General features: G+C 61.2%; 14 protein-coding genes. 4 read left to right on the top strand and 10 right to left on the bottom strand.

Annotation, left to right across the window (positions count from 1 at the left end):
* Positions 1-42: 42 nt before the first annotated feature.
* The 4 genes from GO014_RS00675 to GO014_RS00660 all read right to left on the bottom strand — a co-directional run bounded on the left by GO014_RS00675 (position 43) and on the right by GO014_RS00660 (position 6,203).
* Positions 43-1,707, bottom strand: a complete 1,665-nt coding sequence (locus GO014_RS00675) for an ABC transporter ATP-binding protein (protein ID WP_157288718.1) — start codon at positions 1,705-1,707, stop codon at positions 43-45.
* 10 nt (positions 1,708-1,717) lie between these two features.
* A complete protein-coding gene (locus GO014_RS00670) occupies positions 1,718-2,911 on the bottom strand; it encodes an ABC transporter permease (protein WP_157288717.1) in 1,194 nt (397 codons plus the stop codon).
* Positions 2,908-3,918: an ABC transporter permease gene (locus GO014_RS00665; RefSeq protein WP_157288716.1), complete on the bottom strand. Its 1,011-nt coding sequence runs from the start codon at positions 3,916-3,918 to the stop codon at positions 2,908-2,910. The genes GO014_RS00670 and GO014_RS00665 overlap by 4 nt, the downstream gene beginning before the upstream one ends.
* A gap of 188 nt (positions 3,919-4,106) precedes the next feature.
* Entirely contained in the window at positions 4,107-6,203 is a 2,097-nt protein-coding gene (locus GO014_RS00660) for an ABC transporter substrate-binding protein (RefSeq protein ID WP_425482058.1), read from the bottom strand.
* 154 nt (positions 6,204-6,357) lie between these two features.
* Between GO014_RS00660 and GO014_RS00655 the strand changes: the two genes are divergently transcribed.
* On the top strand, positions 6,358-7,269 hold the full coding sequence (locus GO014_RS00655; RefSeq protein ID WP_179952897.1) for a helix-turn-helix domain-containing protein: 912 nt from the start codon (positions 6,358-6,360) through the stop codon (positions 7,267-7,269).
* 11 nt (positions 7,270-7,280) lie between these two features.
* Here the strand turns inward: GO014_RS00655 and GO014_RS00650 are convergent, their stop codons facing one another.
* Complete coding sequence (locus tag GO014_RS00650; RefSeq protein ID WP_157288715.1) at positions 7,281-8,822, bottom strand: tryptophan halogenase family protein; 1,542 nt, start codon at positions 8,820-8,822, stop codon at positions 7,281-7,283.
* A gap of 170 nt (positions 8,823-8,992) precedes the next feature.
* Complete coding sequence (melA, locus tag GO014_RS00645) at positions 8,993-10,447, bottom strand: alpha-glucosidase/alpha-galactosidase (RefSeq protein ID WP_157288714.1); 1,455 nt, start codon at positions 10,445-10,447, stop codon at positions 8,993-8,995.
* Positions 10,448-10,550: 103 nt separating this feature from the next.
* Here melA and GO014_RS00640 point away from each other — a divergent pair, with 103 nt between their 5' ends.
* Entirely contained in the window at positions 10,551-11,417 is an 867-nt protein-coding gene (locus tag GO014_RS00640; RefSeq protein WP_157288713.1) for a helix-turn-helix domain-containing protein, read from the top strand.
* On the opposite strand, the gene GO014_RS00635 is transcribed toward GO014_RS00640, so the two are convergent.
* The 4 genes from GO014_RS00635 to GO014_RS00620 all read right to left on the bottom strand — a co-directional run bounded on the left by GO014_RS00635 (position 11,414) and on the right by GO014_RS00620 (position 15,404).
* Positions 11,414-11,947, bottom strand: a complete 534-nt coding sequence (locus tag GO014_RS00635; protein WP_157288712.1) for a GNAT family N-acetyltransferase — start codon at positions 11,945-11,947, stop codon at positions 11,414-11,416. The genes GO014_RS00640 and GO014_RS00635 overlap by 4 nt on opposite strands.
* Complete coding sequence (locus GO014_RS00630; RefSeq protein ID WP_157288711.1) at positions 11,944-13,044, bottom strand: M24 family metallopeptidase; 1,101 nt, start codon at positions 13,042-13,044, stop codon at positions 11,944-11,946. The genes GO014_RS00635 and GO014_RS00630 overlap by 4 nt, the downstream gene beginning before the upstream one ends.
* 108 nt (positions 13,045-13,152) lie before the next feature.
* On the bottom strand, positions 13,153-14,739 hold the full coding sequence (locus GO014_RS00625) for an ABC transporter substrate-binding protein (protein ID WP_116589638.1): 1,587 nt from the start codon (positions 14,737-14,739) through the stop codon (positions 13,153-13,155).
* Positions 14,736-15,404 carry a helix-turn-helix domain-containing protein gene (locus tag GO014_RS00620; RefSeq protein ID WP_157288710.1) on the bottom strand — a complete coding sequence of 223 codons (669 nt, stop codon included), beginning with the start codon at positions 15,402-15,404 and terminating at the stop codon, positions 14,736-14,738. Before GO014_RS00620 ends, GO014_RS00625 begins: the two co-directional genes overlap by 4 nt.
* Before the next feature lie 133 nt (positions 15,405-15,537).
* Here GO014_RS00620 and GO014_RS00615 point away from each other — a divergent pair, with 133 nt between their 5' ends.
* Together GO014_RS00615 and GO014_RS00610 are read left to right on the top strand one after the other, a co-directional pair.
* Positions 15,538-16,611 carry an ABC transporter permease gene (locus GO014_RS00615; protein ID WP_343030691.1) on the top strand — a complete coding sequence of 358 codons (1,074 nt, stop codon included), beginning with the start codon at positions 15,538-15,540 and terminating at the stop codon, positions 16,609-16,611.
* The gene (locus tag GO014_RS00610; RefSeq protein ID WP_179952896.1) at positions 16,611-17,513 is read left to right on the top strand and encodes an ABC transporter permease; all 903 of its coding nucleotides are present in this window, start codon (positions 16,611-16,613) and stop codon (positions 17,511-17,513) included. Before GO014_RS00615 ends, GO014_RS00610 begins: the two co-directional genes overlap by 1 nt.
* The last annotated feature ends 30 nt before the right edge of the window (positions 17,514-17,543 follow it).

Raw genomic sequence — 17,543 nt, 5'->3', positions numbered from 1 at the left:
GCCGGGCGCAATGCAGAGGGCCCGGCCAGGCTGTGGTGAAGGCTAGGCAGCAATCTCGAATGCTGCCCGCACGAGCCGTCGGGTGTAGTCGGTTGCGGGGTTGGTCAGCACCTCGCTCACCGGCCCCTGCTCTACGATCGTGCCGTGCTGCATGACCATGACACGATGGCAGAGCGCCCGGACAACCTTGAGGTCGTGGCTGATGAATAGATAGCTCAGGCCCCTCTCGTCCTGCAGCTTGCGCAGCAGGTCGATGATCTGGGCTTGCACGGACAGGTCCAGCGCCGAGGTCGGCTCGTCGAGCAGGATGAATTCAGGCTCGAGCGCAATGGCGCGGGCAATGGCGATGCGCTGCCGCTGACCCCCGGAGAACTCGTGCGGGAAGCGCTGCAGAATATTGTCCGGCAGACCGGCGTCCCGCAATGCCTGCCGGACGCGATCAATGCGGTCGTTCCGATTCTCGCCGATGCCGTTGACCACCAGTCCTTCCTCAATGATCTGGCGGATCGACATGCGGGGATTGAGGCTGGCGAAGGGGTCCTGGAAAACGATCTGCATGCGGCTGCGCAAGGAACGCATGGCTTTGCGATCCCGGCCATCGATACGCTCCCCGTCGAACCAGATTTGACCGCCCTGATTGCCGATCAGCCGGATCAGGGCTTGCCCGAAGGTGGTCTTGCCCGAGCCACTCTCGCCCACAATGCCCAATGTCTCATGGCGCATGAGCTTGATGTCGAGATTGTCGACGGCTTTCAGATCGAAGAAGTCGGGCTTGAAGAAGCCGCCGCGCTTGAGGGTGAAGGTGACTTTCACCTCCTTGCCCTCCAGCACCGTCTCGTGTTCTCCGTCCGCCAGCGGCAAGGCCGTGCCCTTGGGTTCCGAGGCGAGCAGGTGTTTGGTATAGGCGTGCTGCGGATTGGCAAAGAGCGCCTCGGTCTCGTTGTGCTCCTGCACCCGGCCGTTCTGCATCACATAGACATATTCAGAGAACTGCCGAACGATGGTCAGGTCATGGGTGATCAGGATCACCGCCATGCCGTATTTGTCCTTGAGATCCTTGATCAGATTGAGGATCTGGGCCTGGACGGTCACGTCGAGCGCAGTGGTCGGCTCGTCGGCGATTAGCACTTCGGGGCGGTTGGCGAGGGCCATGGCGATCATGACGCGCTGCCGCTGCCCGCCCGATAGCTGGTGCGGGAACTGGTTGAGCCGCGCCCGCGGGTCTGGGATCTGCACCTCTTCGAGCAGTTTTTCGGCGCGGTTCATGGCCTCCTGACGGGAGACGCGATTGTGCAGGTGGATAATCTCGCAGATCTGCTGGCCGATCGTATAAACCGGGTTAAGCGAGCTCATCGGCTCCTGGAAGATCATGGCGATGTCATTGCCGCGCAGCTTGCGCATCTCGCGGTCGTCCATCCTGACCACGTCCTTGCCGGAAAGGGTGATCTGGGTTTGCGGCAGAATGGTCGCGCGCTTGGTGAGCAGCTTCATCAAGGTGCGGGCCGTCACCGACTTGCCCGAGCCGCTTTCGCCCACCAGGGCAATGGTCTCGCCCTTGTGGAGCTGGAAAGAGACGTCGCGCACCGCGTTGACCGTGCCCCCCTCCACCTTGAAGTCGACGCCGACATTGCGGGCGTCCAGGATCAGCTCGCGGCCATGCGTGCCCAGATCGTGACGTTCGGACGGAACCAGCTTGTTCTCGGTCATGGCTCTATCCTCAATAGGGGTCGACGGCGTCGCGCAGGCCATCGCCCAGCGCGTTGAAGGCAAAGACGGTGATCAGGACGAAGATCACCGGCGAGAGGATCCAGGGATAGGACCCGATCACGGAGAAGGTACCGGTGTCCTGCAGCATCAGGCCCCAGGAAATCAGCGGCGGCTTCACTGCAAAGCCCAGGAAGCCAAGAAAGCTTTCGAGCAAGACGACCGTCGGAATGGCCAGCGTGATCGCCACGATGATGTGGCTGAGCACGTTGGGCAGGATGTGGCGCGTGATGATACGGCCGTCCGATGCGCCCACGGCAATTGCGGCCCGCACATATTCGATGCGCGCCAGCGAGAGCGTCTTGGAGCGCACCTCGCGACTCAATTGCGCCCAGCCCAGCACCGCCATGACGAAGATGACAAAGGTGAGGAACACATTTGACGGCGCCGTCACCGGGATCAGGGAGGTGAGAGCCAAATAGAGCGGCAATTGCGGGAAAGCGAGCACGAATTCCACGAAACGCTGCACCCAAGCGTCGACAGCGCCGCCGATATAGCCCGAGGTGATGCCGACCAGCGTGCCGACCACCGTGGTCATGGTGACCACGGCCAGAGCGATCATCAGGGAAATGCGCGAGCCGATGATGCCGCGCGAAAGGATATCGCGCCCGAATTTGTCGGTGCCCAGAAGCTGGATGGGCCGTCCATCGGTCGAGCCGAAGAAATGGATATTGGCCGGAATGAACCAGAGCAGGCGATACTCATGACCCTGAACGAAGAAGCCGGTCGGGGTCGGGTTGTCCTTTACCGCTCCGGTGAGCGGTTGAAAGGTGATCGGATCGAACTCGCCGGTATCGCCAATCGGATAGACATAAGGGATGAGGCTGAAATTGCCCTGGGGGTCTTCGAACGCGATCAGGTCCGGTGGCGCGAAGGGCAGATTGGCTTCCTTGGGGTCCATGGGCGCAAAGAAATCGGCAAAGACCGAAACGACGAGCAGCATGACCACAAGGACCAGGCCAATCATGCCCATTGTGGAGCGACGGAAGCGGCGCCAGACCAGGGTCGCATAGGTTTCATTGCCCGAACCGTGGCGCGAAACGATGGGGGGCACGTCAGCCTCTTCGGCAGGCGTCGGGGCCGGACCGGCACCGATATCGGTCGGGAGCGGGATTGCGGAATGGATATCCTTGTCGGTGCGGGTCATTCGGCATTCCCTCCCAGGCGCACGCGCGGATCGAGGGCGACGAGCAACAAGTCGGCAATGATGTTGCCGATGATCAGCGTGGTGGCGAGCACCAGCATGAAGGTGGCGGTGACATAGACGTCGCCAACGCCCATTGAGCCCACAATGGCCGGACCGACCGTGGCGAGGCCAAAGACGATGGCAACCTCGATTTCACCCGTCAGCATGTAGGGCAGGACGACGCCCTGATAGGCCACCAGCGGATGCAGCGCGTTGGGCACGGCGTGCTTCATGATCACGGCGCCCTCGGGCAGACCCTTGGCGCGCGCGGTCTCGACATATTGGGAATTGAGCACGTCGAGCAGATTGGCCCGCATGACACGCATATTGTAGGCGAGCCCGCCAAAGGTGGCGATGAAGATCACCGGCCAGATATGGGCCAAAAGGTCGACGAAACGTCCCCAGCCCCAGGGCTGCCCGCCCCAATAGGCGGAGTTGAAGCTGCCTATTTCGTTCACCCCCATGCGGAACACCAGAATGTAGAGAATGATGATCGCCAGCAGGAAGCGCGGGATGGTCATGCCCATGAAGGAGATGATGCCGAGCAGCGTGTCGGCCCAGGAGTACTGGCGGGTGGCGGCGATGATGCCCAGCCCAATGCCCAGGAAAGACGCCAGGATATGGCAGGTCAGCGCCAGCAGGATCGTGGCCGGCAGCCGCTCGGTCACCACCTGGCCCACGGGCTTGTTATAGTAGAGTGAGTGGCCGAAATCGAAACGGGTGACGATGCCGGTGATCCAGCGGAAATATTGCACCACCAGCGGATCGTTGAGCCCATTGGCTTCGCGATAGGCTTCGGCCTGCGCTTCGGCTTGTTCGGCCGGCACGCCACCCTGGTTCATCAGCATGGAGCGGATGTAGTCGCCATAGTCGCCCGGCGGCGCCTGGATGATGGCGAATGTCACGACGCTGAGCAGGAACAGCAGCGGGATCGCGCCCAATACACGGATGACAAGAAAACGAAGCATTTAGAGGCCTCTACGACGCTGCTGAACGGGGTTGCCGTTCACCCCAGCCCTGTGACCTTGCTCGGTCGAGGGGGCCAATCGTGGTCGTGGCACGATCAAGCCAAGGAAATTGAACCGATACCCGGACACCTGCGGGGTGAGGTGCGGGCGATGCCGGCGGAACCCAGGGTCCCGCCGGCGGCTATGGGTTACATCGGGCCGTCGCTGCCCGGTTCGCCCGGAAGCGTTTCGGGATGCAGTTCGTAGCTGGCCTGCTTGTCCTCGGGCACATAGACCCGCTCGCGGATGATGTTGTCTTCAGCCCAGTTGAACATGAAGATCGGGGCACCAGCCGGGATATTGGCGAAGCGCTTGTTGATGATCAGCGCACCCGGGTACTGGGTCAGGCCCACCGAATAGACGTTCTCGGTGAAGATCTGCTGATACTGCTTCATCAACTCGGCCCGTTCGGCATTATCGCTGGTGGCGATGAACGCGTTCACGGTGTCGACGAGCTCCTGTTCGAACGGGAGCAGGTCAAGCGTTCCGTCTGTGCCAGCGCGGTGGAACGGATGGGTGCGCGGCCCAGTGGGAGCAAGCGCGGATGTGCCCTGAACAACCGACACCATTTCGGCGCCCTGGCGTTCCACATTCCAGTCGAACTGACCGGCCTGGGCCATGTCGTCACGGGCCGTGCCCTGCTGGAAGTTGGCGATGACGCGCAGACCAAGCGGCTCCATCATTGCAATCACGCCTTCGGCGAGATTGGTGTCGGTGCCATAATCGGTATTGGCCAGCAGGGTGATCTCCACATCGGCGCCATTGGCGGTGCCTTCAGGGAAGTTGCGGATGCCATTGCCATCGGTATCCTCAAGTCCCAGGCCGTCGAGCAATTCGTTCGCAGCCTCAAGATTGTACGGATAATAGACGGTGGAATCCTTGTCGTAATAGGTCGTGCCCGCATAAAGGCCGCCGGGATAGATGGCGGTGAACGGGCCACGCACCAGCGATTCACCCAGCCGCTGGCGATCGACTGCCATGGTCACGGCCTTGCGGAAATCGAGATCGCGGTTGAGTTCACGCACAGCCTGGGCGCGTGCGTCTGGCTCACCCCAGCCATTGCCGGAGAGGTTCATGCGCAGAGCATAGCCGATGGTGCGGGCGCCGAACTGCAGACGGGCCGGAGCGTCATCCTCAGCGGAGCGGCGCAGGGCTTCGACGTAGCTTTCCGCCTGTTCGAGGTTCGAGAAGTCGCCCGAACCGGCAACAGCCTGAACGTCACGATCAGCCCAGGTCGAGAGGCGGTAGTGCATCTCGTTGAGATAAGGGAGCTGGTTGCCCTGTTCGTCGACCTTCCAATAGTAGGGATTGCGGCGCATGACGATGATGTCGTCAGGACGGTATTCGACCGGCACCCAGGCTCCCATCACTGGAATATTGAGATACTCGGGCGGGAAGGCGTTCTTGTACTCTTCGTAGGTATTGTCCGAGTATTTCGGATGCTCGGGCTTGAGGATGTGGCTCGGACCCGGGCAGAACGTGCCATAGGCCATGGCGTAGAGATACTGCGTGGGGAACGCCTCCTTGAAGGTCCACTTGATCGTGTAGGGATCAAGCGCTTCGAGCGTGGTGCCCTCGCCAAAGGTTTCCGGCGTGCCACCGTTGAGCGGCGAGACATTCTGGTCGAGAACATTGTCTTCCCAGTAGAACATCACGTCATCGGCATCGAACGGGTCGCCATCGGACCATTTCGCACCCTCGATCAGGTGCATGGTCAGTTCCCTGCCGTCCTCGGACCATTCCCAGCTCTTGGCAAGGTTCGGCATTGGCTCGAGTTCGTCGGCCTTGATGGTGAAGAGCGGGCCGGTGCGCGTCAGACATTCGGAAAGCCCGATGTCAATGCCGCCCCAACCCTGGCTTTGTCCGCCGATATAGTTCCAGCCCTCTGGCCGTCCGCCGATGACGTGGCGCATTGTGTCGCCATAGACCCCGATACCGTCCGGCATATTGGCGGCCTTGTAGACCATAGGCTCTTTGGGCAAACGCTCGCCGACCGGGGGCAAGGTGCCGGCGTCGACATATTTCGATGTCACCCAGTCGGGCTCGCTATATTCCGGCAGAGCCTTGTATTCGAGGATATCAGACACGCTGACAAAGACCGGCTCACTCTGGGCCGAAAATTCGGGGGGATCGGGCAGTTCGCCCGTCAATTCCTGCGCTGGCAGTGTCGCCATCGACACGGACAGCAGAAGTCCTGCCCCGCCAAGGGCATAGATATGCTTTCTCAATAGAACCTCCCATCGCATACGGGGCAAAGAGCGGTCTCGCCCGGGCCGGATACTCCTCTCCGACCCTGCCTCCGTGCATGAACAAAGCCTACCCCTTGCCACGGGCGAAGCAATCCGGAATGATAGTGACTAATTCCGGATTTCTAAGAACAATGGGAAAAGTATGACTGTGATGGAAAGTCTGGACCGGCCTGTGCGCGCAAGGGAAAAAGCCCCGCGTCCGACGCCGCGGCCGGACCGGAGTTTCTATGCCTCGGGAAAGGCGTTCGGGCGCTTCGGCATCCGCGCCTTCCCACCTCAGATCATGGCAGAACCGCATAGCCATGGCCATATCGAGTTCAATTGGCTGACCGAAGGCACGATGGACTATGTGTTTGACGGCGGGCCGCTGACCGTTGGTGCCAATCGGCTGGTGGCCTTCTGGGCCGGTATTCCGCACCAGACCGTTGGACTGCACGATGTGGACAATTCCCGCCAGCTCAACATCTACCTGCCCATGGATGCGTTTCTCGAAATGCCGCAACTGGGTCGGCTGACCGAAACCCTGATGGGCGGAGGCGTCATCCAGCTTGCGCCGGAATGCATCGGCCTGGAAACGCTTGAACGCTGGTATGGCGACTATCGCAGCGGCAATTCGCTTCGTTCCGACCTGGTTCGTGCCGAGATCGGCACCATGTTCCGCCGCGCCGCTATAACCGGCTGGGATACCTTGCTGCCGGCCTGGGTGGAGAAATCCGGCGCCCGCACCCGCACGGCCAGCCCGGTGCGCTATGTGGTGCGCATGGTGCGCCATATCGTTGAAAACATCGGCGACCCGCTATCTGTCGAGAACATTGCCGAGGTGGTGGGGCTGCACCCTAATTATGCGACAAACCTATTCACAAAGGTCATGCATATCTCGGTGCAGAAATTCGTCACACGGATGCGGCTGATCCGCGCCCGCAGCCTGTTGTTCGACAGCAATCTGGCCATCGCCAATATCGCGTTCCAATCCGGCTTTTCCAGCCAGACCCAGTTCTACGAGCATTTCCGCAAGGCCTATGGCATGACTCCCAGCCAGATGCGGGAAAACAAGATCGCCTGAGGCGGACCGCGCTACCCCATGTCCTGGACGATTTGCAGGAATTCAGCGTGGCCCAGCGCCTGTTGCGCCGCGCCTCGATATTCCCGCACAAGGGATTCAAACGTCTCGCGTGCGAACTGACGCAGCTTGGGCGCCGCCTCCATCTCGCGCCGTGCCAAAGACTGGTCGAGCAGACCGAGGCCATCAAGCACGGGATAGTGCAACTGTGTTTCGATATGCGGCAGCCCGCCGAGATAATTGGGAAAATGCTCGGCACGTGGCATCCGCTCTCGCCAGCGTGCTAGCCGTTCTTTTGTCTCAGGGTGAATGCGATTGGCCCGCACCTCCCGCCAGAAGGGCGTATCGTCGCGCTCGGTAACGTAGTGCGTGTTCACGAAGGTCCGGAAGTCGTCGACCTGCCGCCCCACACGGGCGTTGTAATCGTCGCGCGCCTTCTGCTCGATCCGCTCCGGGCGATCCATATAGCGCTGAGCGAACAGCATCATCTGCACGATGGTGCCGTGGATCGAGGTGGATTCGAGCGGCTCGAGAAAGCTTGAGCTCAGGCCGACAGCAAGACAATTGCCGATCCACGCCTTTTCCAGCCGTCCGATCTGGAAGCGGATATCGCCGCGCACTTCGATCTCGTGACCGAGCGCGGCTTCAACCTCGGCCTTTGCCTGCTCGGGCGTGGAGAATTCATCGGAATAGACGTAGCCGCAGCCGAACCGTGTGCGCGTCGGGATCTGCCACATCCAGCCGGAATTCTGTGCCCAGGCTCGGGTATAGGTGGGGAGTTCTTCGCCTTCCTTGACGTCGATCCAGAAGGGCAGCGCCCGATTGACTGGCAGTTCGTGCGCATAGGAAACCCAGGGCGCCTGCAACTCCTTGACGATGAGCTGCTTGCGGAAACCCGTTGCGTCGATGAAGAAATCTCCTTCGAGCCGCTGATTATCCGCCAGCACGAGCGCCGTGATGTCGCCCGTCTCCGGATGACGCTCGATGCCTTCTACAATAGCATCGACTTTTTCGACGCCCTTGGACTTGCTGGCGAAGAACTTGCCGACCAGTGCCTGATCGAAATGATAGGCATGGTGAAAGGGACCGAGTGGGATCAGGCTGCCATCAGGCTTGCGGGCGAAGGGCGCTTTCCACTGCTCCAGCAGAGGCTGGAACATATGCATGTCCTGCACCGGCCGGCCCGCCGCAACGGCATAGACGTTAAGGTAGTCGCTTGGTGCGCCAGCGGGCGGCTGCACCACCTGGTGCGGATCATCGATCGGGCCGTAATACGTATAACCCTTGCGCCGCCAGTCCTCGTGACGAATGCCCAGCTTGAAGCTGGCATCTGTCTTGCGCATGAACTCGAGTTCGTCGATGTCAAAATGCCTGAGCAACACGCGAAAGGCGGCCGTGGTCGCTTCGCCAACGCCGACCGTGGGAATCTTGCTGCTCTCGACCACCGAGAGGCGAAAATCCAGCCCCCGCCGACGTGCTTCGTCCTGAAGGATGAAAGCCGCGATCCAGCCCGCCGTGCCGCCGCCGACGATGACGTAATGGGATGGTTCATCCATGCCCTGTCCTCCCTGGGGGCAGAAGTTAGGATTGGCCCGAACTCGTGGCAAGCACGGTGCCCCGTGATCGTTTGGACTTCTTAGAAAACCAGAATTCTTCCCTCTAAAGACGAAAGCGGCCCGGCTTGTGCCGAGCCGCTACCCAGGCGCCGGGAGGAGCGCCGGAGGACCTAGTGATGCGCGCCACTCATCTCGCGTAATTCTTCTACAGAGCGCACTCGCTTGCGCGCGGCACCTTCCCAGTCGCGGGTCTTGACCGTTGACTTGGCAATGCGTTCCTTGGCGGCGGGCACCGCGTCGGCGTATTGGGGCAGCCATTGCGCCTGCGCGACCACCATTTCGTCGACCATGGCCCAGACCTCGTCCGGGGTGCAGATGGCGCCCACCAGCGGATCGTGCAGCACGGCGAGTTTTAGCGTATCGATATTGCCGGTCATGGCCGCTTCAACCGAAAGGCGCTGCACCGAAACCGAAACCGAGCAGGTCGCGGCGCAAGCCGTGGGCAGGGTGATGCCCTCGATCATGTTGATACCGAAACGGTCGACATAGCCCGGGCTTTCGATGATGGCGTCATCGGGCAGATTGGTGATGATGCCGTTGTTGCGCCGGTTGAAATGGCCACGATAGGGCCGGCCTGTCTCGATGGCCTCAATGATGTAGCTGGCGTGTTCGCTGGTGCGCTTGTGCTCGGAAAGCGGCTTGTTGGCCTGCTCCTTGAACATGGGGAAGTCGGTTTCGAACCAGTTTCGGCGCTCGGTCGAATAGCGCAGATAGCCGCCGGTTTCGCCGTGAATCCAATCGCTCATGTCGATCCAGCGGCCGATCTCCTCGGGGCGCTTGCGATACCAGGGCAGGTATTCGCTGAGATGGCCATTGGACTCCGTGGAATAGACGCCGAAGCGCCTGAGCACGTCGATGCGCACTTTTTCCTGCTTGGAGTAAACCGGATGCTTTTCGAAGGCAGCGATCAGCTCGTCGCTCTCGATCTTCCGGCCCTTGGCACGGATGTCGATATACCAGGTCTGGTGATTGATGCCCGAGCAGACATAGTCCAGCTCGCCATCTTCGACGCCCAGCACCTGCGCGATCTGGTGCGCACCGTGTTGCACGCCATGGCACAGGCCAACCACATTGACCCCGCCATACATCTCGGCGGCCCAGGTGTTCATGGCCATGGGGTTGGCATAGTTGAGAAACAGTGCGCCGGGTTCAGCGACCTCGCGGATATCCTTGCAGAAATCCAGGATCACCGGAATGTTGCGCTGGCCGTAGAGAATGCCGCCGGCACAGATGGTGTCGCCCACGCATTGATCGACGCCGTATTTGAGCGGGATGGAAATGTCGGTCGAGAAGGCATCCAGCCCGCCGACGCGCACGCAGGACATGATGTAGCGCGCGCCCGAGATCGCCTCGCGCCGGTCGGTGGTAGCAGTCACCTTGGCCGGCAGCTTGTTCACCGAAACGATGGTCTCGATGATCTGTTTGACCATGTCGAGGTTGTGCGGGTTGATATCGGTCAGCGCGAATTCGCAATCGACGAATTCGGGCACCTTGAGCAGGTCCGAAATCAGGGTCTTGGTGAAACCGACAGAGCCGGCGCCGATAACGGTCACTTTGAACGACATTTTCCCTCCCTGTGCGCCTCTGAGCGCTGACAGTCTGTGAGCAATAACTAGCCCCGAGCGCTTGTTCGTTGTAGAGAAAGCTTGTGCGAACCTGGGTAATTTTGTGCTAAACAGTCTGCTTGAACATGGCTTCGACATTTGTCGTCTTTCGGTGCCGCGCAGCGTGGCGCCGCTCCATTGCATGGCGGTCAGTGCGGGCTATGAACAGCGCCGCAACGAGGTCTATTCCTGGGACGGCATGAAGCGCGGCACTGCACCATTCCTGGTCATCCAGCACACCACGCATGGCGAAGGACGGCTCGATTATGCCGGGGTGCAGTATCGGCTGACACCGGGCAAGACCATGCTGGTGACCATGCCGCATGCGCATCGCTACTACCTCGAACGCGGCGGGCACTGGGAGTATTTCTGGCTACTGCTCAATGGCCGGGAGGCGCTGCGCCTGGCGCGCGAAATCCTGGACAGTTCTGGGCCCGTTGTGTCGCTGGGCGCGAGACAGATAGACCGACTGGCCGCCACGGCCCTGGATGCCATGACGCTTGCCGAACCATCTCCTGGACAGGTTTCCGTGCTCGGCTACGCGGCGATGGCGACACTGCATGATGGCGTCTTTGGCGCGCGATTGCCGGGCGAAACCGCCCTGCCCCCGGCCATGGCCCGGGTCACGACCTATGTCGATGACAATCTGACAGCTCCCCTGCAAGTCGCGCGCCTTGCCGAGATTGCCGAAATGAGCCGCGCGCATTTCGTGCGCCAGTTCACACTGACGGTGGGACAATCGCCCTCGGATTTTGTGCTGACACGCCGCCTCGCCCGTGCTGAGCGGCTGCTATTGGCCACCGAGATGGGGGTAGGTGAAATCGCCAGGCTGACTGGATTTGCGAACAGCAACTACTTCGCCAAGGTGTTCCGGAAAAAGCGGGGCGCGGCACCGCTCGAATACCGCGCTACCCGGTTTGAGGCCGGCTAGGACTTCTGGTGAGCACGGTCAAGCCGCACGAGCGTTTCGCCGTGATAGATGACAGGTCCAGCGTCCTTGAATCCCACTTTGTTCGCCAAACGTAGGGACGCAGCATTGCCTGGATCGATGATGCAGCAGATTTGCTCAATGCCGGTCGTGTCCGCCCAATCGAGCACCGCTGCCAGGGCTTCGCCGGCCAAACCCTGGCCATGGACGGCGGGGTGGAAAGCCCAACCCGCCTCGGGTGTCTGGCCGAGAGCGGGGCTGCAGTCGCGTCGAAAATCGGCCAGTCCCACATCGCCGATCATACGACCGTTGCGGCGATCGACTACGGCAAAATAGCCATAGCCGAGCATCTGCCAGAGTCCGCCGTAGCGCAGAATGCGCCACCACACCTGTTCCCTGGTTGACGTGCGACCGCCGGTAAAGCGCGCGACGTCCGGATGCGCCCAGATCGCGTGACAATCGGCCAGATCGTCACCGACATGGGCGCGCAGCACCAGACGATCGGTGCGTAGCTCCGGGATTGTCGCGATCATCCCGCAACAACCGCCGCGCGGGGCATCCCTGAGAAGATTTCAGCCTTGCCATCGCGGATGATGACAATCTCCTCGAGCCGCAGACCGAAGCGGCCTTGCAGGTAGATGCCCGGCTCGATTGAAAACACCATGCCTTCTTCCAACACAGTCTGGCTGGTGCCGGTGATATAGGGCGCTTCATGCACGTCGATGCCCAGGCCATGGCCGGTTCGATGCAGGAAATTAGCGCCGTAGCCGGCATTGGAGATGACGTCGCGCGCCGCCTTGTCGACGTCGCTGGCCTTGGCGCCCGGCACTGAAGCGGCCAGTGCCGCCTCGACGGCCTGATCGACGATGGTATGGACTTCTGCAAACCCCTCGGGTGCCGAGCTATAGTAACCCACGCGGGTCATGTCGGAGGGGTAGCCATTCAACCGGCAGCCGGTATCGATCAGAACGGCATCGCCCCGCTTGAGCTGGGTCGCGCCGGTATGGTGGTGCGGAAAGGCACCATTTGGCCCAAAGCAGACCGAGCAGAACACGGTCGTGGCACCATTGGCCAAGTAGAAGTCGTCGATCAGTCCGGCCAGGTCGATTTCCCTCATGCCGGGCTTGAGCGCTGCGAAGGCCGCCTCCACTGCCCGGTCATTGAGCAGATGCGCTGCCTTAATGGCCTGGTATTCAGCCTCGTCCTTGCGCGAACGCAGATACCCCACGGTGTCCTGCGTGAAGCGACGCTTTGCACCGGGGAGCGCATCGATCACCAGCAGCGCAAAATCGGCGCGCATGGTTTCGTCCAGCACGACGGACGGCGCTTTGCGGTCGATCTCCGTTGCGGCAAGCAGTTCTTCCAGCGCCGCATCCGGGCCATCGGCATCGGCCCAGGCGAAGAATGGCAAATCCGTGTGCTGGCGCGACGAGTCTACATTCAGCGCGGGCATCAGGAAGCCGGCAAAATTCTGGCTGACCATCAGCATGACCGGACGTTCATCGCCATGGGGCGAGAGGTCGGCAAGATAGCGCATGTGGCTGGACGGACCAATCACGACCAGATCGGTGTTCGTCTCGGCCATGCGGGCGCGCAGATTGTCCATGCGGCTGGCAAGCGTGGGATTCATGAAATCTGTCCTGAGCTGAAAGTGTGGCGGAGCCGGGCGGGAGGAGGAAATGCCCGGCTCCGCGTCCGGCGGCCCGATGGTCAGGGCCGCCGAATGGGTAGGGACCAATCAGTCCTTGGTCACGAGGCGGTAGTAAACGAAGTCCGAGTTAGACCCGTTGACATAGCCATCGACATTCTCGCCCATGGCGATCTGCAACTGGGCCTGGAACATGATGACGATCGGGCTTTCAGCCTGCACCTTCTTCTGCAACTCGACATACATTTCGTTGCGGGTGGCCTGATCGGACTCGGCAAGCGCGGCGCGCACTTCCTCGTTCATTTCTTCCGGCACGGCCCAGGCATTCCGCCAGGTGGTTGTTGCCGTGTAGTTGTCGTCCGAATTGTCCGAATTATAGGCAAAGGCCTTGGCGTTGGAGTGCGGATCCATAAAGTCTGGACCCCAATAGAGCAGCATGGCCTCATGGGTACGGTCACGGTACTTCGTGATCACCTGGGCGCCGGTGCCGGGCAGGATGTCGAAGTTGATGCCCGCTTCGGCAAAACCCGCCTGTAGCGACTGGGCCATATCTGTGAAGGGCGCCGAATTGATCACGTCGAGCGTGACAGTGATCGGGGTTTCCACACCGGCGTCGGCCAGGATCTGCTTGGCCTTTTCAACGTCGTAGTAATAGGGGGTTTCGTCATAGGAACCGGGGAAGCCCTTGGGCCAGAAGGCCTGGTGCTTTTCCATCTGGCCCTTGAGGAAGCTCTCGGTCATGCCGTCATAGTTGACGAGGTAGCGTGCGGCTTCCCATAGGGCGGGATCAGTCAGGCTCTCGGTCTTCTGGTTGAACGAGAGGAAGTGCACAGCGGCCTGGGGGAAGGCTTCGACCTTTACCCCATCACCCAGGCTGGCGATCTGGTCAGGGGTCAGGTTCTTGGCCATGTCCACGTCGCCCGAGGTCAGCAGGAGCTGCTGGGTCGCCGCTTCAGCAACGTGACGGATGAGCACCTGCTTCATGGCAGGCGCACCATCGAAATAGTTCTCGTTCGCCGTCATGCGGACCAGTTCGGCCGGGCGATAGTCGGTCAGCACGAAGGGACCGGAACCGGCCGAATTGGTGTTGAGCCAGGCATTGCCCCAGTCGTCGCCTTCGACGTGCTCGCTAACCAGCACTTCATCGACGATCGAAGCCGGACGCGAAGCCAGGACATTGAGTACGAAGGCCGAGGCGAAATCGCCATCCCACTTGATGGTTACGGTGTTGCCATCGATGGTGACCATCTCGTCAATATTGTCGGCGCTCCAGCCAAGCTGGGTCAGGATGAAGGACGGGGTCAGGTTCAGCGTCACGACGCGCTTGAACGAGAACAGCACGTCTTCGGCGCGGACCGGGTTGCCCGAGGCAAAAGTTGCGCCCTCGCGCATGGTGAAGGTGATGGTCTTGGCCGCCTCATCGGCGGTCCACTCGCTGGCCAGACCCGGCGCCAGGACGGTGGTGTCCTCGGCGGCATACTGCACCAGATGGTCATAAAGGTTGGCATTGATCTCGCCGGCCGAGAATTCATAGGCCTGTGCAGGGTCCAGCGCGACGATATCGTCGATATTCTGGGCGATCACCAGCGCGTCGGCCGGGGTTGCGGCATAGGCAGCGCCTGCTGCCAGCGGCAGGGCAAGCGCGGATGCCATAAGGGCTGTGCGGAAGAGCTTCATGTGCGTTTCTCCTTGGGATTGGGCTTCTTGCGGACCGGCTTATTGGTGCCGGCTTTGGGTTTCGCCAGCACGGGGCGCGGGCGCGCCGTAGAGCGAAAGAGTGCCAGCGTGCCGGTCCAGAGCAGACGGGCCGGCTGGTCGGTGTGGTTGGACCAGGAGTGGGGGCGGTTGCCACGGAAATGCAGGCTGTCGCCCGCACTCATCTCCATTTCCTCGCCATCGAGACGCTGGGTGATTGACCCTTCGAGAACATAAAGGATCTCTTCGCCTTCGTGCGCGACGGTTTCGGACTGATAGCCGGGCGGCACGACCATCAGGAAGCTCGAGAGCTGGTTGCCGGGAAAGTCGGCGCCCAGGCGCTCATAGATGATGGAAGAACCGTCGAGCGAGAAGCGGTTGCGCTCCCCTGCCCGAGTCAGGGCGTTGTGCGTGGCTGGCGAGGAGACGAAATAATCGATCGAGACTCCGAGGGCCCTGGCGATCTGCGCGAGCGTTCCCAGCGAGGGGGTTGCGTGGTCCCGCTCGACCTGGCTGAGATAGCCGACCGAGACATTGGCGGCTTCGCCCAGTGCCATCAGGGTCATGTGCTGCTGACGGCGGCGCGCACGGATCAGCGCCCCCACTTTGGGGTGCCCCTCCCCTGCCTTCGCCAATGCCTCGGCCATAACCCACTCCACCAAAATTTTTTTGATATAAGCAAAGTTTCTTGTATGGTGAAAGCGAAATGTGAAGCTTTTGCGATCCACTGGCACAGCAGGCCGGCGGCCATAAGAGCTTGTTTCTCCGAAAGGATTTCGAGTGGCGATTGATCAGCAGGGCGCATCGCCGGAGCCGGCACCAGGCTATGCAGGCAGAGGCCTCGTTCGTGGTTTTTCCACAGCAAGCGGTTTCGTCCTCACGCTCTTTCTGACCTTTCTGGGCCTACTGGCCATCACTTTCTTCATTGGCCGGGTCATTCCCATCGACCCGGTCCTGGCCGTCGTGGGCGACCGGGCGACGCAGGAACAATATGACGTCGCCAAGATCGCCATGGGGCTCGATCAGCCGCTCTGGATGCAATTCATTTCCTACGTGGGTAATGTGTTCACGGGCGATCTGGGCATGTCGGTTTCCACCGGCCGCCCGGTTATCGAGGACCTTTCCCGGTTCTTCCCGGCCACCTTTGAAATGGCGACGCTGGGCATTCTCATCGGCTGCGCACTTGGCATCCCCCTTGGCGTCACGGCCGCCGCCCGGCAGGGCTCTTGGCTCGACCAAGTCATCCGCGTTGTTGGTCTGCTCGGCTATTCCGTACCGGCCTTCTGGCTGGGCTTGGTTGGGCTTGCCCTGTTCTATGCACGCCTGCGTTGGGTCGGCGGCCCGGGACGGCTCGACATCTTCTATGATGGGCTGGTGGAGCCGGTCACCGGCATGATCCTTATCGACAGCCTCATTCGCGGCGAGATCGACATCTTCTGGAACGCAGTAAGCCACATCATCCTGCCGGCCGCCGTGCTGGGCTTTTTCAGCCTCGCCTATATTGCCCGCATGACGCGCAGCTTCATGCTCGACCAATTGAGCCAGGAATTCGTCACCACGGCCCGCGTCAAGGGCGTGCCGGAGCGCGTCGTCATCTGGCGCCATGCCTTCAACCCGATCCGAGTGCCGCTGATTACCGTGATCGGCCTCTCCTATGCGGGCCTATTGGAAGGCTCAGTGATGATCGAGACCGTCTTTTCCTGGCCCGGTATCGGCAATTACCTGACCACTGCGCTGCTCAACGCCGACATGAATGCCGTGCTCGGGGCAACGCTGGTGATCGGCGCCGTATTCATCGTCATCAACAAGATCTCGGACGTGCTCTATCGCGTCCTCGACCCGAGGGCCCGCTGATGAGCAACCGCGACTGGCTTCTGGCCGATTCTCCGACATCCCGCCTGCAGGCCAATGTGGGCCGCGCTTATCGCGTCTTCACCGCGCTGATGCGCAATCCGCTTTCTGTGCTGGGCGGGGTCATCATCCTGGTGCTGCTGCTGACGGCGGCCTTCGCCCCCTGGATTGCGCCCTATTCGGCCGTCGGGCAGGACCTTGGCAATCGGCTGATGCCCCCCTCGGCAGCACATTGGATGGGCACGGACGAACTTGGCCGCGATATCTTCTCCCGCGTGGTCTGGGGTTCGCAGATCACGCTCACCATCGTGTTGCTGGTGGCATTGATTTCGGCTCCGTTGGGCCTGCTGATCGGCGCCATTGCCGGCTATTTCGGCGGCTGGGTGGATCGCTTCCTGATGGGCTTTACCGATATCTTCCTGTCGCTTCCCAAGTTGATCCTGGCGCTGGCTTTCGTGGCCGCGCTTGGCCCCGGTATCAACAATGCCATCATTGCCATCGCCATCACCTCCTGGCCGGCTTATGCGCGCATTGCCCGTGCCGAAACGCTGACCATCCGCAATGCCGAATATATCCAGGCGGTGCAGCTTGCTGGTGGCGGCCCTGTCCGTCTCATCGTGCAGCACATATTGCCGCTCTGCACTTCATCGATGATCATCCGCGTCACCCTGGACATGGCCGGCGTGATCCTGACCGCGGCTGGCCTGGGCTTCCTTGGTCTGGGCGCCCAACCGCCGCTGCCCGAATGGGGTGCGATGATCAGCCGAGGCCGCACCTTCATTCTCGATCAGTGGTGGGTCGCCACCATGCCCGGCTTTGCCATCATCATCGTGTCGCTGGGCTTCTGCTTCCTGGGAGACGGGCTGCGTGACGTGCTCGATCCCAAAAGTGAGGGCAAGAATTGACCGAGCGGAAGATGCAAAAGACCAGTGAGG

This window comes from Devosia marina, assembly GCF_009758415.1.
Classification (GTDB): Bacteria; Pseudomonadota; Alphaproteobacteria; order Rhizobiales; family Devosiaceae; genus Devosia; species Devosia marina.
The sequence above is the reverse complement of the archived record's forward strand: the minus strand, read 5'-3'. Positions and strand labels throughout refer to the sequence as shown.